General features: G+C 66.6%; 28 protein-coding genes. 10 read left to right on the forward strand and 18 right to left on the reverse strand.

What is annotated here, in order from left to right; translation table 11 throughout:
* Positions 1-185 precede the first annotated feature (185 nt).
* Together V9L21_RS03395 and orn are read right to left on the reverse strand one after the other, a co-directional pair.
* Positions 186-2,114, reverse strand: a complete 1,929-nt coding sequence (locus V9L21_RS03395) for a DEAD/DEAH box helicase (protein ID WP_337309166.1) — start codon at positions 2,112-2,114, stop codon at positions 186-188.
* A 230-nt stretch (positions 2,115-2,344) separates the two neighbouring features.
* Positions 2,345-2,941, reverse strand: coding sequence for an oligoribonuclease (gene orn, locus V9L21_RS03400; protein ID WP_157612882.1), 597 nt, complete (start codon positions 2,939-2,941; stop codon positions 2,345-2,347).
* Between the two features lie 59 nt (positions 2,942-3,000).
* On the opposite strand from orn, the gene V9L21_RS03405 reads away from it, so the two are divergent.
* The 3 genes from V9L21_RS03405 to rsgA are packed head-to-tail and all read left to right on the forward strand — an operon-like array spanning position 3,001 to position 5,617.
* On the forward strand, positions 3,001-4,266 hold the full coding sequence (locus V9L21_RS03405; protein WP_337309170.1) for a M48 family metallopeptidase: 1,266 nt from the start codon (positions 3,001-3,003) through the stop codon (positions 4,264-4,266).
* 31 nt (positions 4,267-4,297) lie between these two features.
* Positions 4,298-4,645, forward strand: a complete 348-nt coding sequence (locus V9L21_RS03410; protein WP_258504861.1) for a 4a-hydroxytetrahydrobiopterin dehydratase — start codon at positions 4,298-4,300, stop codon at positions 4,643-4,645.
* 15 nt (positions 4,646-4,660) lie between these two features.
* Positions 4,661-5,617: a ribosome small subunit-dependent GTPase A gene (gene rsgA / locus V9L21_RS03415; RefSeq protein WP_337309172.1), complete on the forward strand. Its 957-nt coding sequence runs from the start codon at positions 4,661-4,663 to the stop codon at positions 5,615-5,617.
* 20 nt (positions 5,618-5,637) lie between these two features.
* Here the strand turns inward: rsgA and hisC are convergent, their stop codons facing one another.
* From hisC to rpsP, 7 genes are all read right to left on the reverse strand, one after another.
* On the reverse strand, positions 5,638-6,726 hold the full coding sequence (gene hisC, locus V9L21_RS03420; protein ID WP_337309174.1) for a histidinol-phosphate transaminase: 1,089 nt from the start codon (positions 6,724-6,726) through the stop codon (positions 5,638-5,640).
* 14 nt (positions 6,727-6,740) lie between these two features.
* A complete protein-coding gene (locus tag V9L21_RS03425; protein WP_337309175.1) occupies positions 6,741-7,742 on the reverse strand; it encodes a CobD/CbiB family protein in 1,002 nt (333 codons plus the stop codon).
* A gap of 48 nt (positions 7,743-7,790) precedes the next feature.
* Positions 7,791-8,510, reverse strand: coding sequence for a CoA pyrophosphatase (locus V9L21_RS03430; RefSeq protein WP_337309177.1), 720 nt, complete (start codon positions 8,508-8,510; stop codon positions 7,791-7,793).
* Between the two features lie 159 nt (positions 8,511-8,669).
* Positions 8,670-9,044 (reverse strand): 50S ribosomal protein L19, encoded by a 375-nt coding sequence (gene rplS, locus V9L21_RS03435; protein ID WP_337309179.1) that lies wholly within the window; start codon positions 9,042-9,044, stop codon positions 8,670-8,672.
* A 123-nt stretch (positions 9,045-9,167) separates the two neighbouring features.
* Positions 9,168-9,914 carry a tRNA (guanosine(37)-N1)-methyltransferase TrmD gene (gene trmD, locus V9L21_RS03440; RefSeq protein WP_258504852.1) on the reverse strand — a complete coding sequence of 249 codons (747 nt, stop codon included), beginning with the start codon at positions 9,912-9,914 and terminating at the stop codon, positions 9,168-9,170.
* Between the two features lie 25 nt (positions 9,915-9,939).
* Positions 9,940-10,494 carry a ribosome maturation factor RimM gene (gene rimM, locus V9L21_RS03445; protein ID WP_281149661.1) on the reverse strand — a complete coding sequence of 185 codons (555 nt, stop codon included), beginning with the start codon at positions 10,492-10,494 and terminating at the stop codon, positions 9,940-9,942.
* A gap of 16 nt (positions 10,495-10,510) precedes the next feature.
* Positions 10,511-10,774 (reverse strand): 30S ribosomal protein S16, encoded by a 264-nt coding sequence (gene rpsP / locus V9L21_RS03450; protein ID WP_028259818.1) that lies wholly within the window; start codon positions 10,772-10,774, stop codon positions 10,511-10,513.
* 183 nt (positions 10,775-10,957) lie between these two features.
* On the opposite strand from rpsP, the gene V9L21_RS03455 reads away from it, so the two are divergent.
* Positions 10,958-11,482 carry a GNAT family N-acetyltransferase gene (locus tag V9L21_RS03455; RefSeq protein ID WP_337309180.1) on the forward strand — a complete coding sequence of 175 codons (525 nt, stop codon included), beginning with the start codon at positions 10,958-10,960 and terminating at the stop codon, positions 11,480-11,482.
* The gene (locus tag V9L21_RS03460; RefSeq protein ID WP_337309182.1) at positions 11,479-11,925 is read left to right on the forward strand and encodes an NINE protein; all 447 of its coding nucleotides are present in this window, start codon (positions 11,479-11,481) and stop codon (positions 11,923-11,925) included. Before V9L21_RS03455 ends, V9L21_RS03460 begins: the two co-directional genes overlap by 4 nt.
* A 25-nt stretch (positions 11,926-11,950) precedes the next feature.
* Here V9L21_RS03460 and V9L21_RS03465 read toward each other — a convergent pair whose 3' ends face one another.
* From V9L21_RS03465 to hda, 6 genes are all read right to left on the reverse strand, one after another.
* A complete protein-coding gene (locus tag V9L21_RS03465; protein WP_258504846.1) occupies positions 11,951-12,961 on the reverse strand; it encodes an inorganic phosphate transporter in 1,011 nt (336 codons plus the stop codon).
* Between the two features lie 13 nt (positions 12,962-12,974).
* Positions 12,975-13,619, reverse strand: a complete 645-nt coding sequence (locus V9L21_RS03470; RefSeq protein WP_012746613.1) for a DUF47 domain-containing protein — start codon at positions 13,617-13,619, stop codon at positions 12,975-12,977.
* A 124-nt stretch (positions 13,620-13,743) separates the two neighbouring features.
* Positions 13,744-13,926 (reverse strand): TRIC cation channel family protein, encoded by a 183-nt coding sequence (locus V9L21_RS03475; protein ID WP_337309185.1) that lies wholly within the window; start codon positions 13,924-13,926, stop codon positions 13,744-13,746.
* Positions 13,927-13,937: 11 nt separating this feature from the next.
* The gene (gene folK / locus V9L21_RS03480; RefSeq protein ID WP_337309187.1) at positions 13,938-14,597 is read right to left on the reverse strand and encodes a 2-amino-4-hydroxy-6-hydroxymethyldihydropteridine diphosphokinase; all 660 of its coding nucleotides are present in this window, start codon (positions 14,595-14,597) and stop codon (positions 13,938-13,940) included.
* Positions 14,594-16,219, reverse strand: a complete 1,626-nt coding sequence (pcnB, locus tag V9L21_RS03485; protein ID WP_337309189.1) for a polynucleotide adenylyltransferase PcnB — start codon at positions 16,217-16,219, stop codon at positions 14,594-14,596. Before pcnB ends, folK begins: the two co-directional genes overlap by 4 nt.
* Before the next feature lie 18 nt (positions 16,220-16,237).
* Positions 16,238-16,924 (reverse strand): DnaA regulatory inactivator Hda, encoded by a 687-nt coding sequence (gene hda, locus V9L21_RS03490; RefSeq protein ID WP_278189369.1) that lies wholly within the window; start codon positions 16,922-16,924, stop codon positions 16,238-16,240.
* Positions 16,925-17,056: 132 nt separating this feature from the next.
* On the opposite strand from hda, the gene purM reads away from it, so the two are divergent.
* From purM to V9L21_RS03515, 5 genes are all read left to right on the forward strand, one after another.
* Positions 17,057-18,097: a phosphoribosylformylglycinamidine cyclo-ligase gene (gene purM / locus V9L21_RS03495; RefSeq protein ID WP_258504841.1), complete on the forward strand. Its 1,041-nt coding sequence runs from the start codon at positions 17,057-17,059 to the stop codon at positions 18,095-18,097.
* 43 nt (positions 18,098-18,140) lie between these two features.
* Complete coding sequence (locus V9L21_RS03500) at positions 18,141-19,205, forward strand: AI-2E family transporter (protein ID WP_337309191.1); 1,065 nt, start codon at positions 18,141-18,143, stop codon at positions 19,203-19,205.
* 108 nt (positions 19,206-19,313) lie between these two features.
* The gene (locus V9L21_RS03505) at positions 19,314-19,898 is read left to right on the forward strand and encodes a cysteine hydrolase family protein (RefSeq protein ID WP_337309193.1); all 585 of its coding nucleotides are present in this window, start codon (positions 19,314-19,316) and stop codon (positions 19,896-19,898) included.
* Positions 19,895-20,521: a DJ-1/PfpI family protein gene (locus tag V9L21_RS03510; RefSeq protein WP_337309194.1), complete on the forward strand. Its 627-nt coding sequence runs from the start codon at positions 19,895-19,897 to the stop codon at positions 20,519-20,521. The genes V9L21_RS03505 and V9L21_RS03510 overlap by 4 nt, the downstream gene beginning before the upstream one ends.
* Positions 20,488-21,486 carry a GlxA family transcriptional regulator gene (locus V9L21_RS03515; protein WP_337309196.1) on the forward strand — a complete coding sequence of 333 codons (999 nt, stop codon included), beginning with the start codon at positions 20,488-20,490 and terminating at the stop codon, positions 21,484-21,486. The genes V9L21_RS03510 and V9L21_RS03515 overlap by 34 nt, the downstream gene beginning before the upstream one ends.
* A 13-nt stretch (positions 21,487-21,499) precedes the next feature.
* Here the strand turns inward: V9L21_RS03515 and V9L21_RS03520 are convergent, their stop codons facing one another.
* From V9L21_RS03520 to V9L21_RS03530, 3 genes are all read right to left on the reverse strand, one after another.
* A complete protein-coding gene (locus tag V9L21_RS03520) occupies positions 21,500-22,798 on the reverse strand; it encodes an RNA polymerase sigma factor (RefSeq protein WP_337309198.1) in 1,299 nt (432 codons plus the stop codon).
* Positions 22,799-22,859: 61 nt separating this feature from the next.
* Positions 22,860-23,285, reverse strand: a complete 426-nt coding sequence (locus tag V9L21_RS03525; protein ID WP_337309200.1) for a YciI family protein — start codon at positions 23,283-23,285, stop codon at positions 22,860-22,862.
* 29 nt (positions 23,286-23,314) lie between these two features.
* Positions 23,315-23,743 carry a YciI family protein gene (locus V9L21_RS03530; RefSeq protein WP_337309202.1) on the reverse strand — a complete coding sequence of 143 codons (429 nt, stop codon included), beginning with the start codon at positions 23,741-23,743 and terminating at the stop codon, positions 23,315-23,317.
* Positions 23,744-23,768: the final 25 nt, after the last annotated feature.

The raw sequence follows: 23,768 nt of genomic DNA on the forward strand, positions 1-23,768 counted from the left end.
GAACCGGCAGCCGCGGTACGGACCGGGGAAGCAATGCCTTATTACATTACTTTTCATCTGTTCATGTGTCAATCAAATTTCGAGCCTGTCGCCTCCACGGAAACCCTCAAGTAAAAAGCCCGCGCTTCTTGCGAAGCGCGGGCTTTCTTTTGGGGCAAAGCGGCCGGCGGCCGCTCTGGAATGGATCAGCGCGTGGGCTTGAACGCACGCTTTTGTGCGTCGCGGGGCACAAAGACCTTGCCCGGGCCGCCGTGGCCTGCGCCATTGCCGCGCGGAGCAAAACCTTCGCGGGGTGCAAAGCCTTCGCGCGGCGCGAAACCGCCGTCGCCGCGACCGCCGCCGTGGCCATGACCATGGCCGCCGCGCGGGGCGCTGTCGCCCCAGCCCGGCTTGCGGCCATAACCACCGCCGCCACCGTTGCCGCCGTCATCGCGGCCGCCGCCAAAGCCGGCGTTGTTGCCGCCCTGGAAGCCGCGCGGGCCTTGGCCCTGCGCCGGACCACGCGAGTTGCGGTCATTGAAACCGCTGGCGCCGGCATAGCCGCCGCCGTTGTTGCCGCGGTAGCCACCGCCGCCGCCTGCACCGCCGTTGCCGAACTTGCGGTCGCGCGACTGGTTGTCGCCGCGGCCGCCGCGGTACTCGCCCATGGGCGGACGCGATTGCGGCATGCGCTGTTGCGGCTCGAGGCCTGCAACCACTTCAGCCTTGAACTGCTGGCGGCTGTATTGCTCGATGTCCATGATCTTGCGGCGATCGCGGAACTCGGCAAACGTGATGGCCAGGCCGTCGCGGCCTGCACGGCCGGTACGGCCGATGCGGTGGGTGTAGTCCTCGGCCTTCATCGGCAGGCCGAAGTTGAAGACGTGGGTGATGGTCGGCACGTCGATGCCGCGGGCGGCAACGTCGGTGGCCACCAGGATCTGGACCTGGCCCTGGCGCAGTGCCATCAGGCGGCGGTTGCGCAGGCCCTGGCTCAGGGCGCCGTGCAGCGCCACGGCGCTGAAGCCTTCTTGCTGCAGGTCGTTGGCGAGGCCGTCGCACTCGACTTGCGTGCTGGCGAACACGATGGCCTGGTTGATGCTGGTGTCGCGCAGCCAGTGGTCGAGCAGCTTGCGCTTGTGCTGGCTGTTGTCGGCCCAGTACAGCGACTGCTTGATGTTGGCGTGCTTCTCTTGCGGGCTGTCGATGGTGATGCGCTGCGGCTCGCGCATGACTCGCTGGGCCAGTTGCTGGATGCGCGGCGCGAAGGTGGCGCTGAACATCATGGTCTGCTGGCGCTCGATGGTGAGCTGGTTGACTTCAGCCAGGTCGTCCGAGAAGCCCAGGTCGAGCATGCGGTCGGCTTCGTCGACCACCAGGAACTTGACCTGGTCGAGCTTGAGCTGCGACGAGCGCTGCAGGTCGAGCAGGCGGCCGGGGGTGGCGACCACGAGGTCGGCGTTCTGCAGCTTGGCGATCTGCAACTGGTAGGGCATGCCGCCCACCACGTTGGCAACGCGCAGACCGCGGCAATGGCGAACCAGCTCGATGGCGTCGTGCGCAACCTGCTGCGCGAGTTCGCGCGTGGGGCACAGGATCAGGGCGCCAGGGGTGGCGGCCTTGAAATGGCGGGCGTTGGTCGGGTCCTTGCGCTTCGGCTTCTTGGGCACTGCCTCGCCGCGGGCAGCGGCTTCAGCGGCCAGGCGCTGGAACTCGGCCTTGGCTTCGGCTTCGGCTTCGGCCTGGCGCTTGAGCAGCGTGTGCAGCACGGGCAGCAGAAAGGCTGCGGTCTTGCCCGAGCCGGTCTGGCTCGAAACCATCAGGTCGACGAAGCGTGCCTTGCCGTCCTGGCCGGCTTCACCGGCCATGGCGAGCGGAATCACCTTGTCTTGCACGGTGGTGGGCTGGGTAAAGCCCAGGTCCGCCACGGCGGCGATCAGTTCAGGCGCGAGGCCGAGCTTGATGAAGCCGTTAGGAATGCGGGCTTCTTCGGCCACGGCCGCTTCGGGAGCGGCAGCGTCGAGCGCCTCGAGGATCGGCGCTTCGGACATGGTGTCCGCGGCAGCGACAAATTCGTTGTTGTTGGTGGATTGCACAGGCGCGAACTCGCCCTGCGCTTCAAAAGCGTCGGTCATGTGAATATCAATCTCAAACGCGAGCGCTGCCGTAGGCGGCGCCCCGTTGGTGGTTAAAAACATCAACCATCCAACGACATTCAACTTCTGGCTTACGCCGGAGGCTGCGGCCCTTTTTGATCAGCGGATGCGATCGGGCGCGGTGTGCAAGATAGGGAGATGCAAGAGACGCTGGCCGGAAAACCCGAATCAGCGAAGCTCTCGATTATGGCACGACTCGGGGTTTTTACCTAATCCGTCAATTTCAAGAAAGTTTCCCGGTAGTGCGCGAGCTCCTCGATGGACTCGTGCACGTCGGCCAGCGCAGTGTGCGCCTGCTGCTTCTTGAAGGCGCTGTAGGCCGAGGGCTTCCAGCGCTTGGCCAGCTCTTTCAGGGTGCTGACGTCGAGGTTGCGGTAGTGAAAGTACGCCTCCAGCTTGGGCATGAACTTGACCAGGAACCGCCGGTCTTGCCCGATGGTGTTGCCGCACATCGGCGAGCCGCTGCGGGGTACGTATTTGGCAATGAATTCGAGCAGCTGCTGCTCGGCCGCGGCTTCGTCGAGCGTGGAGGCCTTCACCTTGTCGATCAGACCGCTGCGGCCGTGCGTGCCCTTGTTCCAGGCGTCCATGGCGTCGAGCACCGCGTCGCTCTGGTGAATGACCAGCACCGGGCCGTCGATTCGGGGGGTGAGATCGGGGCCGGTAACGACCACGGCGATCTCGAGCAGGCGCTCTTTTTCGGGGTCGAGGCCGCTCATCTCGCAGTCGAGCCAGACCAGGTTCTGGTCGCTTTTCTTCAGGACCGGAGGGGTCGTGACGATCGTGGGGTCAAGGGATTCGGGCATTGCAGGATTGTCGTCGAAGGTCTGCGCCGGCCGGACCCGAGGGCTAAACTCGACGCTCCATGTCCTATTCGCTCATCTTCACCACTGCCTTCGCGGCTGCACTGGTCCTTGGCCTGCTCGTGAAGTTCTGGCTCGCATCGCGGCAAGTGCGCCATGTCGCACGGCACCGCGGCGCCGTGCCGGCCGCTTTCGAGCACAAGATCACGCTCGCCGCCCACCAGAAGGCCGCCGACTACACCATTGCCAAGGCGCGCTTCGGCATGGTCGAGATGGCCTGGGGCACGGCGCTGCTGCTGGGCTGGACGCTGCTGGGCGGCCTCGATGTGCTCAACAAGCTGCTTCTCGCCTGGCTGAGCGGCGGCATGGTGCAGCAGCTTGCCCTGCTGGCGGCCTTCGCGGTCATCGGCGGCTTGCTCGAACTGCCCTTCACGCTCTGGCAGACCTTCAGGCTCGAAGAGCGCTTCGGCTTCAACAAGATGACATTCGGCCTCTGGCTGCGCGACACCGTCGTCTCCGCGCTGATCGGCGCGGCCATCGGGCTGCCGATCGCGACGCTGATCCTGTGGATCATGGGCGCAGCCGGCACCCTGTGGTGGCTCTGGGCCTGGGTGGCATGGATGGGCTTCAACCTGCTGCTGATGATCGTCTACCCGATGTTCATCGCACCGCTCTACAACAAGTTCAAGCCGCTCGACGATCCGACCGTCAAGGAACGGGTCACTGCGCTGATGGCGCGCTGCGGCTTTCGTGCCAAGGGCCTGTTCGTCATGGACGGCAGCCGGCGCAGCGCGCATGCCAACGCCTACTTCACGGGCTTTGGTGCGAGCAAGCGGGTGGTGTTCTACGACACGCTGCTGCGCCAACTGAACGCGGCCGAGATGGAGGCGGTGCTTGCGCACGAGCTCGGCCATTTCAAGCACCGCCACATCGTGAAGCGGCTCGCGGCAATGTTCGCGCTGAGCCTCGCGGGCTTCGCGCTGCTGGGCTGGGTCTCGACCCAGGTGTGGTTCTACACCGGGCTCGGCGTGCAGCCGAACATGACGCCCACGGCGCCGAACAATGCGCTCGCGCTGCTGCTGTTCATGCTTGCGGTGCCTGTGTTCGGTTTCTTCGTCGCCCCCCTGCCCGCCCGACTTTCGCGCAAGCACGAGTTCGAGGCCGACGCCTATGCCGTGGCGCAGACCAGCAGCGCCGACCTGTCGGCCGCACTGCTCAAGCTCTACCAGGACAATGCATCGACGCTCACGCCCGACCCGGTGTTCGTCAAGTTCTACTATTCCCACCCTCCGGCCTCCGAGCGCCTTGCGCGCATGACGGCGGCCTGAACCACGATATTTCTCCCCGGAAGCCGAGCCCATGAGCAGCATGTTCAAGCCCAAAGACTGGAAAGCCATTCCACGCCACGCACTGAGCGCCACCGAGATCGTTTCCGGCCTGGCCAAGCTCGACGGCTGGAAGCTCACCGGAGACGGCGCCGACGTCGCCATCGAGAAGACCTTTACCTTCGCCAACTACTTCGAGACCATCGCCTTCGTGAACGCGCTGGCCTTCATCGCCCATACCCAAGACCATCACCCGGATCTGTCGGTGCACTACAACCGCTGCGTTGTGCGGTTCAACACGCACGACGTGGGCGGACTCTCGGTCACGGACTTCGATTGCGCACGCCAGGCCGACGCCCTCGTGGCCAGCCCGGCGCCGTGATGAGGACACCCGCCGTTGGCTAAGCCGCCTCGCACGCTCCCCAAGGGAGGCGGCACATCCGCACGCGTTCTGCATGACGGCTTGGTCATTGCAAGCCACGGGCGGCATTGCCTGGTCGAAACCCCCGCGGGGGACCGCCTGATCTGCCATCCGCGCGGCAAGAAGAGCCAGGCCGTGGTCGGCGACCAGGTGCGCTGGCAAGCGAGCGAAGACGAAGGCACGATCGAAGAGGTGGTTCCGCGCCGCAATCTCTTCTATCGACAGGACGAGATCCGCACCAAGTCGTTTGCGGCCAATCTCGACCATGTGCTGATCCTGATCGCGGCGGAGCCGGAGTTCTCCGAGCACCAGCTGGCGCGCGCACTCATCGCCGCCGAAGCCGAACACATTACCCCGATCATCGCGCTCAACAAGAGCGACCTGGCGGAGCCCTTCGAGCGCGCATGGAGCAAGCTTGCGCCCTATCGCCGCATGCACCATGGCGTGCTGCCGCTGTCGCTCAAGGCCTCGGCCGAGGCCGACTACGCATCGCTCATGAAACTGCTGGCGGGCAAAAGCACGCTGGTGCTGGGCCCCTCGGGCGCCGGCAAGAGCACGCTCATCAACCTGCTGGTGCCGGGTGCCACGGCATTGACCGGTGAGATCTCGCAGGCGCTGAATTCAGGCAAGCACACCACCACGAGCACCACGTGGTACTGGGTGGACGAAGCGCGCACCACCGGCCTCATCGACTCGCCGGGCTTTCAGGAGTTCGGGCTGAACCACATCGAGCCGATGCAGCTCGCGAGCTTGATGCCGGACATTGCCGAGCACGCGAACGACTGCAAGTTCTACAACTGCACCCACCTGCACGAGCCGGGCTGCGGCGTGATCGCGAACGTCGATTCGCCCGCCAAGCCGGGGCCGATCAGCGCCACGCGCTACAAGATTTACGGCGAGCTCTTCGCCGAGCTGAGCCAGCCGCGCTACTGAAGGCGCACCGAGCTTGGCGCTCACGACCTGTCCAGGATTTCCTGCAGCCGCTGCACCAGCACGCTGCATTGCTCCCGCGAGCCGATGCTGATGCGCAGGTACTGCGCAATGCGCGGCTGCTTGAAATGCCGCACCAGCACCGCACGCTCGCGCAGCAGCGCCGCCAGTTCGGCAGCATCGCGCTCCGGATGCCGCGCAAACACGAAGTTGGCCTGAGAAGGCAAGACTTCGAAGCCCAGGTCCTCGAGCTGCAGACTGAGCCCTTCGCGGGTATCGACGATCTTGTCGCGCGTGGACTCGAACCATGCCTCGTCTTCGATGGCCGCTACGGCACCCGCCAGTGCAAGCCGATCGAGCGGGTATGAGTTGAAGCTGTCCTTGACGCGCACGAGCGCATCGATCAGATGCGACTGGCCGCAGGCAAAACCGACGCGCAAACCGGCCAGCGAGCGCGACTTGGACAGGGTCTGCACCACCAGCAGGTTCGCATACTTGCCGACGAGCGACAGTGCGCGCTCCCCGCCGAAGTCGACATAGGCCTCGTCCACCAGCACCACCCGCTCGGGGCACGCCGCGAGCAATTGCTCGATACGCGCGATCGGCAGGCCGATACCGGTAGGCGCATTGGGGTTGGCGATGACGACGCCCGCGCAGCCGCGGCGAGCCCTGGCCGCCATGGCATCGACGTCGATGCGCAGGCCTTCGTCCACTGGCAGCAGTTCGCAATCGATGCCGTACAGCTGCGCATATACCCGATAGAAGCTGTAGCTCACATCGGGCATCAACAACGGCTCGGCGTGCTGGAAGAAGGCGAAGAACGCGTGTGCCAGCACTTCGTCCGATCCGTTGCCCGCAAAGACCTGGTCGGCCTGCAAACCGTGGCGCCGCGCGACCGCTTCGCGCAGCGCCAGGGAGGTGGGATCGGGGTAACGCTCCAGGCCGCTTGCGGCCGCCTGCTGGATCGCATCGACAGCCACCGGAGACGGCGGGTACGGGTTCTCGTTGGTGTTGAGCTTGACGAGATTTTCGATGCGCGGCTGCTCGCCGGGCACGTAGGGTTCGAGCGCGCCGATGCGCGGACTCCAGAAGGCCGGTATTGCAGCGGTCATGACGGTTGCGGCGCTCAGCCGAGCAGGCGAGCCAGGGTGAGCAAGGCCAGCAGCACCATCCACATCACAACCGAGCGCCAGACCAGGCCGACAACGCTGCGCAAATGACCAGGCTCAGGCTCGCGGCCGGGCGTGCTGCCGCTGTCGAGCCGGCGGCCATCAGCCATCGAATCGCCGGCTTGCGCGCGCGGCAGAGGGTCGGTCACCGGAATCGGGCTCAACGCTCCGCCGCCCAGCCGCACATTGACCGCACCCGAAGTCGCCGCAAGGATCACGCCGTCGTTCTCGCTCCGGAAACGCCGCGCGTCGTTGCGCCAGCAATCGATCGCTTCTTCAAAGCTGCCGACCACGGCAAAACCCAGCGCGGTGATGCGCGCGGGCAGCCAGTCGATGGCATGCCAGGCGCGTTCGGCGGCACGCTGCACCGAAACGCTCGAAGGCTGCACCGCCGCGCCGTTCTTGTGCATCCAGTAGCGCGACACGAATTCGCTCATGCGATAGAACACCGCGCCGGCCGGGCCGAGCCCCATGGCGGCGAGTATCGAGAACCACGCGAGCACGCCGAACACATGGCGATGCGCCGCAATCACCGAATGCTCGATCACATGCCGCACGATTTCGCTGCGCGGCAGTTCGGCCGCGTCGACGCCCTGCCAATGCGCGAGCAGCGAGCGCGCGAGCGGCTCGTCGCCTTCGTCGAGCGCATCGCGGATGTCCGTGAAGTGATGGCTGAACTGCCGGAACCCGAGCGTGACGTAGAGCACGGCAATGCTCCAGAGAACTGCAAACGGCAACCCCAGCGTGTACACCAGCAGCAAGTGAATGCCCAGCGTCAACAGCGTGGGCACCAGCACCGCCAGGCCCCAGGCCACCCATCCGTGATGCGGCTTGCCGGCATCGAAGTTGCGGCTTGTCCAGCGGGTCCATGCCAGCACGCCGCCATACACCGGGTTGTGAGAGGCGAGCGGCCGCACCTGCTCGATCAGCAACGCACACAGGATGGCAAAGAAGCTCATCCTTCGATGATAGCGAGAGCGCCCGGGCGATCCCGGTTCAGGCGAAGGTCAGGCGGAGAGAAAACGATAGAGGTTGCGCAGCATGCCGGCGGTGGCACCCCAAACAAAGCGCTCTTCGGCGCCGTCCTGGTAGGGCATCGAGTACCACTCGCGCCGCGTGCCGTCCGGTGCGGGCACGGTGTGGCGGCGGTGATTGGCCGGGTCCATGAGCCAGGCCAGAGGCACCTCGAAGGCCAGTGCCACTTCGTAGGGATTGATGGTGAGTTCGAAGTCCGGCTTCACCAGCGCGACCACGGGTGTCACGACGAACGAGGTGACGGTCGTGTAGGTCGGAAGGCTTCCAAGCACCTCGATGAAATGGGCGGACAAGCCCACTTCTTCCCAGGCCTCGCGCAGCGCAGCCGCCGCGATGTTCGCGTCCTCCGGATCGACGCGGCCGCCGGGAAATGCGACCTGCCCCGAATGATTCGACAGGTGCGCGGTGCGTTCCGTCAGCAGCACGGCCGCGCCTTGCGGGCGCTGCACAATGGGCACCAGCACGGCCGCCTGCGCAGGGGCGCGGTCGGTCAGGCGCGGCTCGCGCCGCAGCTCGGGCGTCCACTCCGGCGGCGTGGCAAAGCGCCTGCGCAGGGCATCGGGCATCAGCTGCGCGGGTGCCACGGCAGGCAGGCCATCAGGACCGCCGACCACAGGCGCCTTGCGCGGATCGATCGGCAGCAGCGTGGGCGGCACCACGGCATTGACGGGTTCGACGGGGGCAAATTGCATGGGAGCGGTGGAGTCGGTCAAGTGCTGGAGTTTCAGTCAAGGAGTAGAGCTTAAAAAAGCGGCGCTGTCTTTTTGCAGAAAGACCGCAAGAAGCATGCACGGCGCCACAACGCAAAAAGCCGCCAGAGCGGCGGCTTTTTGCAAGGCAGAAGGCAGTGCTTACTTGGCAGCCTGCGACTTGCCCGGCAGCTTTTCCTTGATGCGTGCCGAACGGCCGCTGCGGTCGCGCAGGTAGTACAGCTTGGCGCGGCGAACGTCGCCGCGGCGCTTGATTTCGATGCCGGCGATCAGCGGGCTGTAGGTTTGGAACGTACGCTCCACGCCTTCGCCGCTGGAGATCTTGCGCACCGTGAATCCGCTGTTGAGGCCTCGATTGCGCTTGGCGATCACGACGCCTTCGTAGGCCTGCACGCGCTTGCGGGTGCCTTCGACGACGTTCACGCTGACGATGACCGTGTCACCGGGCATGAAATCGGGGATCTTCTTGCCGATGCGGGCGATTTCTTCCTGCTCGAGGGTTTCGATGAGGTTCATGATTTCCTGATATTCGATCGTGCTCGCGCTACACAAAAGGCGCCGTTGGTTTCATTGCCGTGCTCACCAGGGGTGAACAATGAAAGCCGGACGCGGCCGGGCAGAGGATCGGGGAACCGAAGATTATAGCTTTTTTTTCAGCGCCGTCTCATCGGCTTTGCTCAGGCGGCCTGCAGCACGCGCGGCGGCAATCAGGTCGGGGCGCCGGGCTGCGGTAATGGCCAGCCGCTGGTCGCGCCGCCAGCGCTCGATCTGCACATGGTGCCCCGAGAGCAGCGGTGCAGGCACGCCCTGCCCGTTCCACTGCTCGGGCCGCGTGTAGTGGGGGCAGTCGAGCAGGCCGTCGAGCGCAGGGTTGAAACTGTCCTGCACGTGGCTGGCTTCGTCGCCCAGCACACCGGGCTGCAGCCGGGCCACTGCGTCGAGCAGCGCCATGGCGGCAATTTCGCCACCCGAAAGAATGAAATCGCCGAGACTGATCTGATGGGTGACGCGCGTGTCGATGAAGCGCTGGTCAATGCCCTCGTAGCGGCCGCAGACAAGTACCGCGCCCTCGCTGGCGGACCAGCGCTCGACCGCTTCATGCCGAAGCGCCTCGCCGATGGGAGAAAACAGCACCACCGGCGCTTGCGCCCCGCGCGCGGCCAGCGCGGCGTCGAGACAGGCGGAAAGCGGCTCCGCCATCATCACCATGCCGGGGCCACCGCCGAAGGGCCGATCGTCCACACGCTTGTAGTTGCCTTGTGCGAAGTCGCGCGGGTTCCACAGCACAACCTCGACCTGCTTCGACTCGTAGGCGCGGCGCGTCACGCCGCTGGCCATCAAGGGCGCGAACAGTTCGGGAAAGAGCGTGAGGACGTCGAAGCGCATGCGCGCAAGGCCCGTATCGGCGGAATCAGAAATCGGGCTGCCAGTCGACCGTGATCAGCCGGCCGGCCAGGTCGACCTTGTCGACGAAGACCGAGACGAACGGCACCATGCGTTCGATGGTCTTGCCATCTTCTTCGGCCGTGAGCACCAGCGTGGTCTGCGGGCCGGTGGCGAGCAGCTCGCGCACCGTGCCGAGCGTGACGCCTTCGCGATTGACCACGGAAAGGCCGATCAGGTCGACCCAGTAGTACTCGTCGTCGCCGGCCGTCGGGAAGCTCGAACGCGGCACGAACACGCGCGCACCGCGCAGCGCCTCGGCCGCATTGCGGTCGGGCACGTCTTCGGACGATGCGACGATGCAGTCGGAATGTTCTTTGGCTTCGCGGATTGCGAGCCGGAAAGCCGCGGTTGCCGAGGCTCCGGGAGCCTGCAGGAACCAGCGCTTGGAAGAAAAAAGCGCCTCGGGCTGGGCGCTGTGGGGCAGGACCTTGAACCAGCCCTTGATGCCCCATGCATCGGCGATGCGTCCTACCTCGATCGCATCCGCCGGCAATTCGGCGGCTTCGAGTGCGGGCAACATCGCCGTGCCGGGCAGCTTAGGCTGCCGCCTTGGGGGCCGCGGCAGCAGCTTGCTTGATCAGGCGCAGGACCGTGGGCGAAGCTTGTGCGCCGACGCTCTTCCAGTAGGCCAGGCGATCCTGGGCAATACGGATGCTTTCTTCGTTTTCCTTGGCGATCGGGTTGTAGAAACCCAGGCGCTCGATGAAACGGCCATCGCGGCGAACGCGCTTGTCCGACACGACGATGTTGAAGAACGGACGGCCTTTGGAGCCGCCGCGGGAGAGTCGAATGACGACCATGATTTATCCTTGGGTGGTGCAGCAAGCCCGTTATCTAAACAAGAAGCCCGCTCACAGTGTTCTTTCAACGTCGAGACACGCGACATGGCCACCCGGCCAGCGACACGCTGAAAAGCCTGCGATTATAGCCCGACCTGCGTTTTCTCCGAATTCCGGCCTTTGCGCCGTTTGCTTGCGACTTGCATGACCCTCACCATCCGCCCGAGCCGCGACGAAGACATCGCGGCCATCACGGCCATCTATGCCCACCACGTGCTGAACGGCACCGGCACCTTTGAAACCGAAGCCCCCTCTGCCGCCGACATGGCTGCGCGGCGTGCCGATGTGCTCACCAAGAACCTGCCCTACCTTGTTGCCGAAGAAAATGGAAAAGTGTTGGGTTTTGCCTACTGCAACTGGTTCAAGCCGCGCCCGGCCTACCGTTTTTCGGCGGAAGACTCGATCTACATGTCCGAAGCTGCGCGCGGCAAAGGTCTTGGCGGGCAGCTTCTGGCGGCGCTTTCGCAAGCCGCTGAAGCGGCCGGCGTTCGCAAGCTGATCGCAGTCATCGGCGACTCGGCCAATGCCGGCTCCGTAGGCGTGCACCGCCGCAACGGCTTCACGCACGTGGGCGTGCTCAAGGACTGCGGCTGGAAGTTCGGCGAGTGGCGCGATGTGGTCCTGATGGAAAAAGTGCTCGGCGAAGGCAGCACCACCAAACCCGAATGAAAAACAAGACCATTGCCGCCTGGCTCTCTTTCCTGGGCGGCCCGCTGGGCCTGCACCGCTTCTATCTGCGCGGCATGGGCGACTGGCTCGGCTGGCTGCTGCCCATTCCCACGGCGCTGGGCCTCTATGGCATGGAGCGCGTGCGCATGTACGGCGTGGACGACGGCTGGAGCTGGGTGCTGATTCCGCTGCTGGGCTTCACCATTGCGGGCTGCGCGCTGATGGCCATCATCTATGGCCTCATGACGCCCGAGAAGTGGAACGCCCGCTTCAACGCCGGCGCGCCGCCGGACGCCGAGCCGGGCCGTACCAACTGGGCCACCATTGGCGCGGTGGTACTTGCGCTCTTCTTCGGCAGCACCGTGCTCATGGCCAGCATCGTGTTCAGCTTTCAGCGCTACTTCGAACACCAGGTCGAAGAAGGCCGGAAGATCTCGCAGTAGCCGGCGCGCGCCAGCTCTGCCGGCCTCAGAAAATCTGCAGGCTGAGCCAGTAAGCGATTGCGGCCACGAAAGCCGACGCCGGAATCGTAAAGATCCAGGCCCAGACGATGTTGCCCGCCACGCCCCAGCGCACGGCACTCGCGCGCTGCGCGGAGCCCACGCCGACGATGGCGCCGGTGATGGTGTGGGTGGTCGACACGGGAATGCCCAGCGCCGTTGCCAGGAACAGCGTGAGCGCACCGCCGGTTTCGGCGCAGAAGCCGCCCACGGGCTTGAGCTTGGTGATCTTCTGGCCCATGGTCTTCACGATTCGCCAGCCCCCGAACATGGTGCCCAGGGCAATGGCGGCGTAGCAGCTCACGATGACCCAGTTGGGCGGCGCCGCGTCGCCGGCCGTGGCATAGCCGGTGGCAATCAGCAGCATCCAGATGATGCCGATGGTCTTCTGCGCATCGTTGCCGCCATGGCCCAGGCTGTAGGCGCCGGCTGAAACCAGCTGCAGCCGCCGGAACCACCGGTCGACCCGCGACGGGGTCGCGCGCCGGAAGCCCCAGGCCACCACCACCATCATCATCGAACCCAGCACGAACCCGAGGAACGGCGAAACGAAGATGAAGGCCACTGTCTTCCAGATGCCGGTGGCCACCAGGCCGCTGGCACCGGTCTTCGCGATCACGGCGCCCACGATGCCGCCGATCAGCGCATGCGACGAACTGCTGGGAATGCCGTAGTACCAGGTCACCAGGTTCCAGCTGATGGCGCCGATGAGCGCGCCGAAGACCACGTGCACATCCACCACCCCGGGCTGGGCAATGCCCTTGCCCACCGTGGCCGCCACGCTCAGGTGGAAGATGAAGATCGCGATCAGGTTGAAGAAGGCCGCGAACAGCACCGCGTGTCCCGGTTTGAGCACACCGGTCGACACCACGGTGGCGATGGAATTCGCCGCGTCGTGGAAGCCGTTCATGAAGTCGAAGGCGATCGCGAGCGCGACCAGCAATATCACCACCCAGAGGGCGACCTGAACCGTTGCCATCGATCGCTACCGCTCAGGAGTTCTCGAGGACGATGCCCTCGATCACGTTGGCCACGTCTTCGCATTTGTCGGTGATCGTCTCGAGCAATTCGTAGATTGCCTTGAGCTTGATCACTTCGCGAACGTCGGGCTCCTCGCGGAACAGCTTGCTCATGGCGCTTCGCATCACACGGTCGGCGTCGGATTCGAGGCGGTCGATTTCCTCGCAGGTCTTCAGCGTGGCCTCGGCCACCGCCGGATCAGCGATCTTGCCGAGAAACTTGACGGCGTCCTTCAGGCGGTCGCAGCACTTCACGCTCAGGGCCGTGAGGCGCACGATCTCGTCGGTCATGTGCCGCACGTCGTACAGCGCCATGGTCTCGGCCGAGTCCTGGATCAGGTCGGCCACGTCGTCCATCGTATTGATGAGCTTGTGGATCTGCTCGCGGTCGATGGGCGTGATGAAAGTCTTGTGGATGAGCCGGTTGACGTCGTGCGTCACGCGGTCGGCCGCACGCTCTGCGTTGTCGACGTCGCGGTTGTACTGCTCGCGCAGGTGCACGTCGCTGTAATTGGCAACGAGTTGCTCGAACGCCCGCGCCGCTTCGACGATGCGCTCGGCGTGCTGGTTGAACATCTCGAAAAAATTCCCCTCGCGGGGCAGCAGCTTGCCGAACATTGGAACTCCTGGGGCGCGTCAATCACAATTTCATGACGCCTTCATGAAAAACCGACGAAGTTTAACGGGCGCGCCGGTCCGACCCTGTCCGGACCGGTTTTCAGGCCGCCGGGCGGCCGCGATTTCAGCCCGGCAAGCGCAGTACCAGCCGGACGGTGAACACGCCGCGCAGCGTGCCGCCGCCCACCGCCGTAACCGAGGCGATCACCACCATGCCCAGCCAGTCGAGGCCCGCATGGCCGGCCCCCAGTGCTCCACTGACCGCGAAGACCGCCACACCGGCGAGATCGAGGACGTAAAGCAGCACGGCCGCCTTCTTCAGACGATGCGCTTGACCACCTGGCCTGTGACGCGTGCCAGCGCAGCGCGCGGCACCTTGTCGGGCGCGATTTCAGCGAGCGGCTTCAGCACGAAGGCGCGCTCGCGCATGCGGGGGTGCGGCAGGGTCAGGGTCGGCGTGTCGATCACCGAATTGCCGTGCATCAGCAGGTCGAGATCGAGCGTGCGCGGCGCATTGGGGAATGGCCTTTCGCGGCCGGCCTGCGTCTCCAGGCGCTGCAACGCCACGAGGAACTGCTCGGCGTCCAGGCCGGTGCGCACGGCCACCACGGCGTTGATGAAATCGGGGCCTTCGGCATCCACCGGCTCACTGCGATAGAGCGATGAACGGGCCGTCACCTGGGTCCGCTGCAACGCGCCGATCGCAGTCATGGCGGCCTTCACGGCCGCCTCTGCATCGCCCAGGTTGGCGCCGATGGCGACGAAGGCCTGCACGGTGGGGTAGTCCTCGCGCGGGCCGCGCGGGCGACTCGTGGGAGCGCGGACAGGCGCACGGCGCGCAGGAGGGGTGCCGGGCGGGCCCTTCCTGGCGCCGGCCGGCGGGGGCCTGGCACCGCCCGCGCGCGATGGAGCGGCCTTGGCCTTGTCACTGGTCTTGGAACTCTTCTTGCCGTCCTTCGGCAGGTCGGACGTGCTCATGCGCCTTCGGCGCTGCCGCCGCCCTCACCGCCACCGCCAGTGCGCGGCTTGCGGCGACGGCGGCGCTTGCGCGGTGCGGCCGCTTCGCCATCGGGCGGCACGGCACCGGCCTCGACTTCCGCTTCCGCCTCGTCGTCGTCCTGCCGCGGCTCGGCGTCGGCCAGGCGCTGGCGCGCCGCCGGTTCACCGCGGGGCTTCGGCGCCACGGGGTCGCGCGTGCGCACGCGCTGGCGGGTCTTTTGTTCGTCGCGCACCTGCTCCAGCAGGTCTTGCCGGCGCACGTCGTCGGCGGTGCTGAACTCCTGCCACCACTCGGCAATGGCCTCGCTGACCTCGCCCACGTCGGCGCGCAGCCGCATGAAGTCGAAGGCGGCACGGAACCGCGCCTGCTCGACCAGGCTGTAGGGCGTGGAGCCGGTGCGCTTGTCGAAGCGCGGCTGCATCATCCAGATCTCGCGCATGTCGCCCGCGAGCTTGCCGCGGCCCGACACGTCGCCGATGCGGGCGTTGAACACGTCGTCGATCGCGTCCTGCAGCGCCGGGAAAGGCGGCTGCGGGCGCTGGCCGTGCCGGCCCTCGATGCGCTGGGCCCAGCCGTCGCGCACATCGGCCCACAGCACGCAGGCCAACAGGAAGCTGGGCGCCACGGGCTTGCCCTCGCCCACGCGGCGGTCGGTGTCCTGCAGGGCGGCCTTCACGAAAGGCGAATCGGCACGCTCCACCACCACGTCGAGCAGCGGATAGATGCCCGTGACCAGACCCAGCTTGCGTAGCTGCTCGACCGTGGCAATGGCGTGGCCGGTTTGCAGCAGCTTGAGCATTTCGTCGAACAGGCGGCTTTGCGGCACGTCGGCCAGCAGCTTGCTCGACTCGACCAGCGGGGCGGCCGTCTTGGCTTCCATCTTGAAGCCGAGCGCCGCGAGCTTGGCCGAGAAGCGAATGGCACGAATGATGCGCACCGGGTCTTCGCGGTAGCGCGTGGCCGGATCGCCGATCATGCGCAGCGTGAGCTTCTGCGCGTCCTTGATGCCGTTGTGATAGTCGACCACGATCTGGTTGGCCGGGTCGTAGTACATGGCGTTCACGGTGAAGTCGCGGCGGGCCGCGTCTTCTTCCTGCGGGCCCCAGACGTTGTCGCGCAGCACGCGGCCGCTGGCGTCCACCGCATGCTTCATGCTTGCGAGCTCGCCCTTGCTGGTGCGCTCGTTGCCGGCCACCTGCTCGGCGGCGGCGTTGTCCATGTAGGCGCGAAAGGTCGAGACCTCGATCACCTCGTGTTCGCGGCCCCGGCCGTACACCACGTGCACGATGCGAAAGCGCCGCCCGATGATGAAGGCCCGCCTGAAGAGCGACTTGACCTGCTCGGGCGTGGCGTTGGTGGCCACGTCGAAGTCCTTCGGGCGCAGGCCCAGCAGCAGGTCGCGCACCGCGCCGCCCACCACATAGGCCTCGTAGCCCGCCTGCTGCAGCGTGGTGACCACGTTTTTCGCGCGTTCGTCGACCAGGGCCGGATCGATCTTGTGAACCTCCGCAGGCACCTCTTGGCGCTTGCCGAAGCGGCTCTTGCCCTGTGCGCCGCCGGCGGATTTGCCGAGCAGCTTGTCGATGAATTTCTTGATCATTGTTGGTTGAAGCTCTTCTTATTCGTTTTCGAGCATGGATCGGATCAGCGGGATCGTGATCGCGCGCTGTGTCTGCAGGGCATAGCCGTCGAGCTGCGTGAGCAGTTCCATCAGGCTGCCCAGGTCGCGGCTGAAGCGGTGCAGCATGTAGTCGAGCACGTCGTCCGACAGCATGACGCCCCGCGCATCGGCCGCCTGGCGCAGCACCGCGCGGCGTTCGCTTTCGCTCAGCACCTGCAGGTGGAACACATGGCCCCAGCCCAGCCTGGTGCGAAGGTCTTCGCGCAGCGACAGGTCGGCCGGCGGCAGGGCGCCGGCGGCCACTACCCCGCGCTGCAGGGTTTGCGCGTTGACGAACCAGTTGAAGGCCGCGTGCTGCTGCACGGCGGTGTAAAGGTGCACGTCGTCGAGCAGCACGGCGCCCCAGCGCTCGTCGAACTCGGGCGGCTCCAAGAGGCCGGCGTGCAGCCAGCCCACGCTCGCGCCCTGCTCGCGCAGTGCGACACGCACCGATTCGAGCAGATGGGTCTTGCCGCTGCCGCCTTCGCCCCACAGATAGGTAGGCACAGGAGAGTGCGGCACCGAATTGCCGGCGCCGCCCACCCACAGTTGCAGGTGCCGCAGCGCCGCCTCGTTCGGGCCGGCAAAAAAAGCGTCGAAGCTGGGGCCCGTCGCAATGCCGATATCGAGCGCGAGCTGTTTCATCCCGGGAAGGTTCATGGAAGGGGCCGCTGGGGCCCTTAAAATCGTGAGGAATTCTATCGGCCCGGCCGCTTCGGTTACCGGCGCCTCCACCTCTTCGCCTCCTTCCCGTCCCTTTCTCGACACCGTCCGACCATGACTTCCCCTACGCCCACCCCGCTCAGCTACAAGGATGCCGGTGTCGATATCGATGCCGGCGACGCCCTGGTCGACCGCATCAAGCCCCTGGCCAAGAAGACCCTGCGCGAAGGCGTGCTGGCCGGCATCGGCGGCTTCGGCGCGCTGTTCGAGGTGCCCAAGCGCTACAAGGAGCCGGTGCTGGTAAGCGGCACCGACGGCGTGGGCACCAAGCTCAAGCTGGCCTTCGAATGGAACATGCACGACACCGTGGGCATCGACCTGGTGGCCATGAGCGTCAACGACGTGCTGGTGCAAGGCGCCGAGCCCCTGTTCTTTCTTGACTACTTTGCCTGCGGCAAGCTCGACGTGGACACGGCTGCGGCCGTGATCGGCGGCATTGCCCGCGGCTGCGAGATCTCCGGCTGCGCACTGATCGGCGGCGAAACCGCCGAAATGCCCGGCATGTACCCCGCCGGCGAATATGACTTGGCGGGCTTTGCGGTCGGTGCGGTCGAAAAATCGAAAATCCTCACCGGCCAGAACGTCAAGCCCGGCGACGTGGTGCTGGGCCTGGCCTCGGCCGGCGTGCATTCCAACGGCTTCAGCCTGGTGCGCAAGGTAATCGAACGCGCCGGCGCAGACCTGCCCGCCACGCTCGACGGCAAGCCCTTCCGCCAGGCCGTGATGGAGCCCACCCACCTTTACGTGAAGCCGGTGCTCGAAGCGCTGGCCAAGCACCCGATCAAGGCGCTGGCGCACATTACCGGCGGCGGGCTGCTCGAGAACATTCCGCGCGTGCTGCCCGAAGGTACGGCGGCCCACCTCAAGAAGGGCAGCTGGCCGCAGACCGAGCTCTTTGCCTGGCTGCAAAAGGTGGCCGGCATCGACGACATCGAGATGAACCGCACCTTCAACAACGGCATCGGCATGGTGGTGGTGATCGACGCCGCCGAAGCGGCCGCCTGCGCCGCCACGCTGCGCACGGCGGGTGAGGCGGTGTACGAGATCGGCACTATCGCCGAACGCGGCACCGGCGCCGCCGTGGTGGTCGGCTGATCTTCCTTCCGAGTCTCGCAACAAGCGCAGCACCCGGAGCCTGATGTCCAAACCGCTCGTCGTCAACATCGACACCAAACCACAGCCCGCCTCGCGCAACGTGGTGCTGGCCAGCTACCTGCTGATGCCGGCCGCCCTGCTGCTGGTGATGTGGCAGCACCTGCTGCCGGGGCTGCTGTGCGTATGCATCGGCTTTCTCGCCACCCGCCGGTTCGCGCGCCTCATCGGCGGCGGCCTGGGCCGGGCAAGGCTGCCGCAAGCCCGTGCCGATGTGCTGGCGCGGGTACTGGCGGTCACGCTGGTGCTGCTGGCGCCCATCGCGCTGATCTCGGTGGGGCTGTCGCAAGCGCGCGAGTACATCGTCGACGCACCCGACCAATACCGCGAACTGCTCGACTACACGGCCCGCACGGTGCTGGAACTGCGGCTCAAGCTGCCGCCCGAAATTGCGGTCTACCTGCCGGAGGGCGCGGCCGAGGTGCAGCGCGTGGTGGCCAACTACCTCCGGGCGCAGGCCGGCTCGCTGGCGCTGGCCGGGCGCGCATGGCTGGGCGGACTGCTGTTTGCCTATGTGGGCCTCATCGTGGGCGGGCTGGCCGCCATTGCGCCGTCGCCGCTGCAGCGCCGGCCCCTGGCCGCGCAGCTGTACCGCCGCATCACAATCTTCGGCGAGGCGTTCGGGCAGATCGTTGCGGCGCAGTTCTGGATTGCGGCATTCAACACCCTGCTGACTGCCATCTTCCTGCTGTTCCTGCTGCCGCTCTGGGGGCCGCACCTGCCCTACACGCCGGCACTCATCACGCTGACCTTCGTGGCCGGCCTGGTGCCGATCGTGGGCAACCTCGTCTGCAACGCGGTTATCACGCTGGTGGCGCTATCCGTCTCGCCGATCACGGCGCTGGCCTGCCTCGTATTCCTCATCATCATCCACAAGGCGGAATACGTGATCAACGCCAAGGTGGTCGGCAGCCGCACCCAGATGAGGGTGTGGGAACTGCTGGCGGTGATGTTCGTGGCCGAGGCGGTGTTCGGCCCGGCCGGGCTGGTGGCGGCGCCACTTTTCTACGCTTACCTCAAGAAAGAGCTGCAGGCCGCCGGCCTGGTCTAGCTCCAATGTCCTGATTTGATCGGTTCTGGTCCGCTTTGGCGCGGACCACGGGCTGGCGGCACAAAAGAATAGGGGCATCATTCACTCCGCCCTTCGAGCCCCATACCCATGAAATCGTGTCTGATAGTGATCGACGCGCAGGAATCCTTCCGCCAGCGCGCCTACTGGTCCGAAGAAGTTGCGCGGCCTTATTTCGCGGCCCAGAACGCGCTGATCGAAGGCTGCGCGGCCGCCGGCATTCCGATCGTGCGGGTCTTCCATGTCGATGAGCCTGCCCTCGCAAGCCACCCCTTCGCCGTCGAGTCGGGCCTGGTGCGGCCGATCGAAGGCCTGGCGGCATTCGAAGCCGCGGCCACATTCACCAAGCACCGCCACAGCGCGCTGGTCAACAGCGGGCTCGACATCTGGCTCACGCAGCAAGGCATCGGCCGGCTGATCGTGAGCGGCATCCGCACCGAGCAATGCTGCGAAACCACCACGCGCCATGCTTCCGATCTGGGCTGGGAAGTCGACTACGTGACCGAGGCCACGCTCACTTTCGACATGGTGCAACCCGACGGCCGCCCGCTTGCCGTGGCCGACATCAAGGCCCGCACGGCGGCTGTGCTGGATGGCCGGTTCGCCACCGTCTGCACCGTGGCACAGGCGCTCGAACGCGCCGGCGCCCTCTCCGCCGAGACCGTGGCGGCATGACGTTGCGGGTACTGATCCTTGCCTTCGACGGCATCGAGGCGCTCGACTTTGCGGGCCCCTTCGAGGTGTTCACCACGGCAAGCCGCGTCAGCCAGCGTTTGAATCCCGGCACGGAGGCGCCGTTCGAGGTCGCCTCCGTGGCGCTCGCAAGCGCGGGCCAGCCCGTGCAGGCACGAGCCGGCCTGCGCCTGCTGGCGGACCACGACCTGGCCGGCAACCCCGCGGCCGACCTCTTGATCGTGCCCGGCGGCGTGGTCGATGCGCCGATGGCAAGCGCCGCCACCCTGCGCTGGATTACGGAATGCGCGGCCGGCGCACAGCTGGTCGCCTCGGTATGCACGGGCGCGTTCCTGCTCGCAAAAAGCGGCGTGGTCACGCGAGAGGCCGTGACCACCCACTGGGAAGACATTGCAGACCTGCGCGAACAGTTTCCGCTGCTGGATGTGCGCGAGGGCGAACGCTGGATCGACAGCGGTCGCGTCGTCAGCTCCGCGGGTATCAGCGCAGGCATCGACATGAGCCTGTACCTGGTCGAGCGGCTGGCCGGCCGCGCGCTGGCCGAACGCACGGCGCGCCAGATGGACTACGCATGGACCTCCAGCAGCAGCACCCCATCCGCGTAGTGTTCGTGCTGCTGCCGGGCAGCCTGGTGCTCGACTGGGCTGGGCCCGCCGAGGCGTTGCGCATCGCCAACCAGCGGCTGCGCGCCGCCGGCCAGCCGGAGCGCTTCGAGATCGAATTCGCGAGCCCGCGGCCCACCTCCGTCGGCTCGGTGGGCGTGGCGCTTGCCAACCTTGCGCCCTTGCCGGCGCAATGGCACGGGCCGGCGTGGCTGGTGCTGGTCGGGCTGCCCGGCGACGTCATCGCGATCGACAACGCCGAGACGCAAGACCTGTTGCACTGGCTGCGCGGCCAGCGCTTCGAACGCGGCCGGCTCGAGCTGGTTACCGTGTGCGCCGGCGCCCTGCTGGCGGCGCATGCGGGCGCGCTCTCCGGCCGGCGCGCCACCACGCACCACCATCACCTGGACGAGCTGCGCGCGGTGGAGCCGCGCTGCGATGTGGTCGCCAACCGCGTGTTCGTGATCGACCCGCCCGTCTACAGCAGCGCGGGCGTCACGACCGGCATCGACCTGGTGCTGCACCGCATCGCGGATGTGTGCGGCGAAGCGCTCGCGGCGCAGGTGGCGCAGACGATGGTGGTGGCGCAGCGGCGCGGCCCGCACGACCCGGAGCTTTCGCCCTTTCTTGCATACCGGAACCATCTGCATGCCGCCCTGCACCGCGTGCAGGACGCCGTCAGCGAGCAGCCCCAGGCCGACTGGAACGTGCCTCGCATGGCGGAGGTGGCCCACACCTCGGCGCGGCACCTGACGCGACTGTTCGTGGAACACGCGGGCGTGGCGCCCCTGGCCTACCTGCGCCGGCTGCGGCTGGCGGCCGCACAGCTCGCGCTGGCCTCGGGCGCGAGCGTGACGCGGGCGGCGGAAATTTCGGGCTTCGGCTCGGACACGCAACTGCGGCGCGCGTGGCATCAGTTCGGATTGCCGGGCTCGCCTTCGGCTGCCACGCCTGCGCCGACTGCCTAGCAAGGCAGCGCAGTCAGGCAGGCGGAAGGAGGCAGGCGCGTGCCCGCGCCTGCAGCAGCGTCCGCTCGCGCGTGTTGCGCGTAAGCGCGGCGGCGCGATCGAATTCCTTGCGCGCCTCGTCGTGGCGGCCCAGCTTGAAAAGCAGGTCGCCGCGCACCGCCGGCAGCAAGTGATAGCCCTGCAATGCGGGCTCGCCGAGCAGCGCGTCCACGACCTCCAGCCCCGTCGCCGGCCCGAACGCCATGGACAGCGCCACGGCGCGGTTGAGCTCGACGACAGGCGACGGAGAAAGCTCGGCCAGCGCGTCGTACAACGCCGCAATGCGGGACCAATCGGTCTCGCCGGCCGTCCGCGCGCGGGCGTGGCAAGCGGCAATAGCCGCTTGCAAGGCATAGGGCCCCAAGGCTCCGCCGAGCGCCTCCGCACGCGCGAGCGCCGCCAGGCCGCGGCGAATCAGCATGTGGTCCCAGCGCGCGCGGTTCTGCTCCAGCAGCAGCACCGGTTCGCCCGACGGGCCGATACGGGCCGCCGTGCGGGACGCCTGTATTTCCATCAACGCCACCAGGCCGTGCACTTCCGACGCATCGGGCACGAGCTCGGCCACGATGCGGCCGAGGCGCATGGCTTCGTCGCACAGCGCGGGCCGCATCCAGTCGTCACCCGCCGTGGCCGAGTAGCCTTCGTTGAAGATCAGGTAGAGCACCTCGAGCACCGAGGCGAGCCGCGCCTCGAGCTCGTGCCGGCGCGGCACCTCGAACGGCACGCGCGCTTCGAGAAGGCTGCGCTTGGCGCGCACGATCCGCTGCGCCACCGTGGCCTCGGGCACGAGGAAAGCTCGGGCAATCTCGTCCGTCGTGAGGCCGCCCATCAGGCGCAGCGTGAGCGCCACACGCGCCTCCGTCGAAAGCACCGGGTGACACGCCGTGAACACCAGCCGCAACAGGTCGTCGCCGATGTCGTCGTCGAGCGCGGCATCGACCGCTTCGGCTAAATCGGCTTGCGCCATTGCGTGCTGTGCGTCGAGCTCGCGGCCGATCTCGCCGGCCTTGTGCTCGGCCATCTGCCGATGGCGCAGCCGGTCGAGCGCGCGGCGCTTGGCCACGGCGGTGAGCCAGGCGGCGGGGTTGTCGGGCACGCCATTTTCGCTCCATTGCTCCAGGGCCGAGACCAGCGCGTCCTGGGCCAGCTCTTCGGCCAGGCCCACGTCGCGCACCATGCGCGCAACGGTGGCGATGATCTTCGCGGACTCGATGCGCCACACCGCCTCGATGGTGCGGTGGATGGCGGCGTGGTCCGGAGGCGCGGTGCTCATCGGGCAAGCTCCGTGCTCCGCACTGCGGCGGGAGCCCTCTTCGAAGAGGCCGGGCGAGGGCTCATGCCTGGGTCTTCTTGACCGCCTGCATCGACGCCATCTCGGCCGTCAGGGCCTGCACGTCGGGCGGGTAGTCGGCAATCTCCTGGATCTGGCGGACCTCGATCACCTCGTTTTCACTGCCGGGGCAACGCGTGGCCCATTCGATCGCATCGGCGCGCGAGGGCACGTCGATGATCCAGTAGCCGCCGAGCACTTCCTTGGCTTCGGCAAAGGGGCCGTCCACCACCTTGGGCTTGCGGCCCGGAAAGCTTACGCGTGCGCCCATCGAGGGCGGATGCAGGCCGTCGCAGCTGATCAGGATGCCGGCCTTCTGCATCGACTCGTTGTAGGCCATCATGGCCCCGACCGCTTCGACGTCGTCCGGAATGGTGCCGGGGGCGGCTGTTTCGTAGCCGTGGGGAATCATCAGCAGCATGAATCGCATGGCAGGTCTCCTTGACGCGGTTTCTTGGCTCAGTTGCCGGCCTTGGCACGAACCTCGGTCTCGGCGCGCAGGCGGTCTTCTTGCGCCAGCAGTTCGGGCGTCATGGAGTCGCCGAAATCGGAGGCCTCGAACACCTGGCGGATCTCGATCTCGCCCTCTTGGAACGGGCTGCGCTTGATCCATTCGATGGCTTCTTCCTTCGACTTGACCTGAAGCAGCCAGAAACCCGCGAGCAGTTCCTTCGTCTCGGCGAAGGGGCCGTCGATCACCGTGCGCTTGGAGCCCTCGCAGCGCACGCGCGCACCCTTTGAAGACGGATGCAGCCCTTCGCCCGCCAGCAGCACGCCGGCCTTGACCAGCTCCTCGTTGAACTTGCCCATGGCCGTGAGCACTTCGGTGCTGGGCATCACGCCCGCTTCGGAATCCTTGTTGGCCTTGACCAGAACCATGAATCGCATGTCGTTTCTCCTGAAAGTTGTTGAA

Source organism: Variovorax sp. CCNWLW235, from assembly GCF_037204085.1.
Lineage (GTDB): Bacteria > Pseudomonadota > Gammaproteobacteria > Burkholderiales > Burkholderiaceae_C > Variovorax.

Bases quoted from the DNA above. Each gene is read 5' to 3' on its own strand.
- V9L21_RS03395 (WP_337309166.1), bottom strand. From the start codon at position 2,114: ATGACCGACGCTTTTGAAGCGCAGGGCGAGTTCGCGCCTGTGCAATCC.
- orn (WP_157612882.1), bottom strand. From the start codon at position 2,941: ATGCCCGAATCCCTTGACCCCACGATCGTCACGACCCCTCCGGTCCTG.
- V9L21_RS03405 (WP_337309170.1), top strand. From the start codon at position 3,001: ATGTCCTATTCGCTCATCTTCACCACTGCCTTCGCGGCTGCACTGGTC.
- V9L21_RS03410 (WP_258504861.1), top strand. From the start codon at position 4,298: ATGAGCAGCATGTTCAAGCCCAAAGACTGGAAAGCCATTCCACGCCAC.
- hisC (WP_337309174.1), bottom strand. From the start codon at position 6,726: ATGACCGCTGCAATACCGGCCTTCTGGAGTCCGCGCATCGGCGCGCTC.
- V9L21_RS03425 (WP_337309175.1), bottom strand. From the start codon at position 7,742: ATGAGCTTCTTTGCCATCCTGTGTGCGTTGCTGATCGAGCAGGTGCGG.
- V9L21_RS03430 (WP_337309177.1), bottom strand. From the start codon at position 8,510: ATGCAATTTGCCCCCGTCGAACCCGTCAATGCCGTGGTGCCGCCCACG.
- rplS (WP_337309179.1), bottom strand. From the start codon at position 9,044: ATGAACCTCATCGAAACCCTCGAGCAGGAAGAAATCGCCCGCATCGGC.
- trmD (WP_258504852.1), bottom strand. From the start codon at position 9,914: ATGCGCTTCGACGTCCTCACGCTCTTTCCCGAACTGTTCGCGCCCTTG.
- rimM (WP_281149661.1), bottom strand. From the start codon at position 10,494: ATGTTGCCCGCACTCGAAGCCGCCGAATTGCCGGCGGATGCGATCGAG.
- rpsP (WP_028259818.1), bottom strand. From the start codon at position 10,774: ATGGTCGTCATTCGACTCTCCCGCGGCGGCTCCAAAGGCCGTCCGTTC.
- V9L21_RS03455 (WP_337309180.1), top strand. From the start codon at position 10,958: ATGACCCTCACCATCCGCCCGAGCCGCGACGAAGACATCGCGGCCATC.
- V9L21_RS03460 (WP_337309182.1), top strand. From the start codon at position 11,479: ATGAAAAACAAGACCATTGCCGCCTGGCTCTCTTTCCTGGGCGGCCCG.
- V9L21_RS03465 (WP_258504846.1), bottom strand. From the start codon at position 12,961: ATGGCAACGGTTCAGGTCGCCCTCTGGGTGGTGATATTGCTGGTCGCG.
- V9L21_RS03470 (WP_012746613.1), bottom strand. From the start codon at position 13,619: ATGTTCGGCAAGCTGCTGCCCCGCGAGGGGAATTTTTTCGAGATGTTC.
- folK (WP_337309187.1), bottom strand. From the start codon at position 14,597: ATGAGCACGTCCGACCTGCCGAAGGACGGCAAGAAGAGTTCCAAGACC.
- pcnB (WP_337309189.1), bottom strand. From the start codon at position 16,219: ATGATCAAGAAATTCATCGACAAGCTGCTCGGCAAATCCGCCGGCGGC.
- hda (WP_278189369.1), bottom strand. From the start codon at position 16,924: ATGAAACAGCTCGCGCTCGATATCGGCATTGCGACGGGCCCCAGCTTC.
- purM (WP_258504841.1), top strand. From the start codon at position 17,057: ATGACTTCCCCTACGCCCACCCCGCTCAGCTACAAGGATGCCGGTGTC.
- V9L21_RS03500 (WP_337309191.1), top strand. From the start codon at position 18,141: ATGTCCAAACCGCTCGTCGTCAACATCGACACCAAACCACAGCCCGCC.
- V9L21_RS03505 (WP_337309193.1), top strand. From the start codon at position 19,314: ATGAAATCGTGTCTGATAGTGATCGACGCGCAGGAATCCTTCCGCCAG.
- V9L21_RS03510 (WP_337309194.1), top strand. From the start codon at position 19,895: ATGACGTTGCGGGTACTGATCCTTGCCTTCGACGGCATCGAGGCGCTC.
- V9L21_RS03515 (WP_337309196.1), top strand. From the start codon at position 20,488: ATGGACCTCCAGCAGCAGCACCCCATCCGCGTAGTGTTCGTGCTGCTG.
- V9L21_RS03520 (WP_337309198.1), bottom strand. From the start codon at position 22,798: ATGAGCACCGCGCCTCCGGACCACGCCGCCATCCACCGCACCATCGAG.
- V9L21_RS03525 (WP_337309200.1), bottom strand. From the start codon at position 23,285: ATGCGATTCATGCTGCTGATGATTCCCCACGGCTACGAAACAGCCGCC.
- V9L21_RS03530 (WP_337309202.1), bottom strand. From the start codon at position 23,743: ATGCGATTCATGGTTCTGGTCAAGGCCAACAAGGATTCCGAAGCGGGC.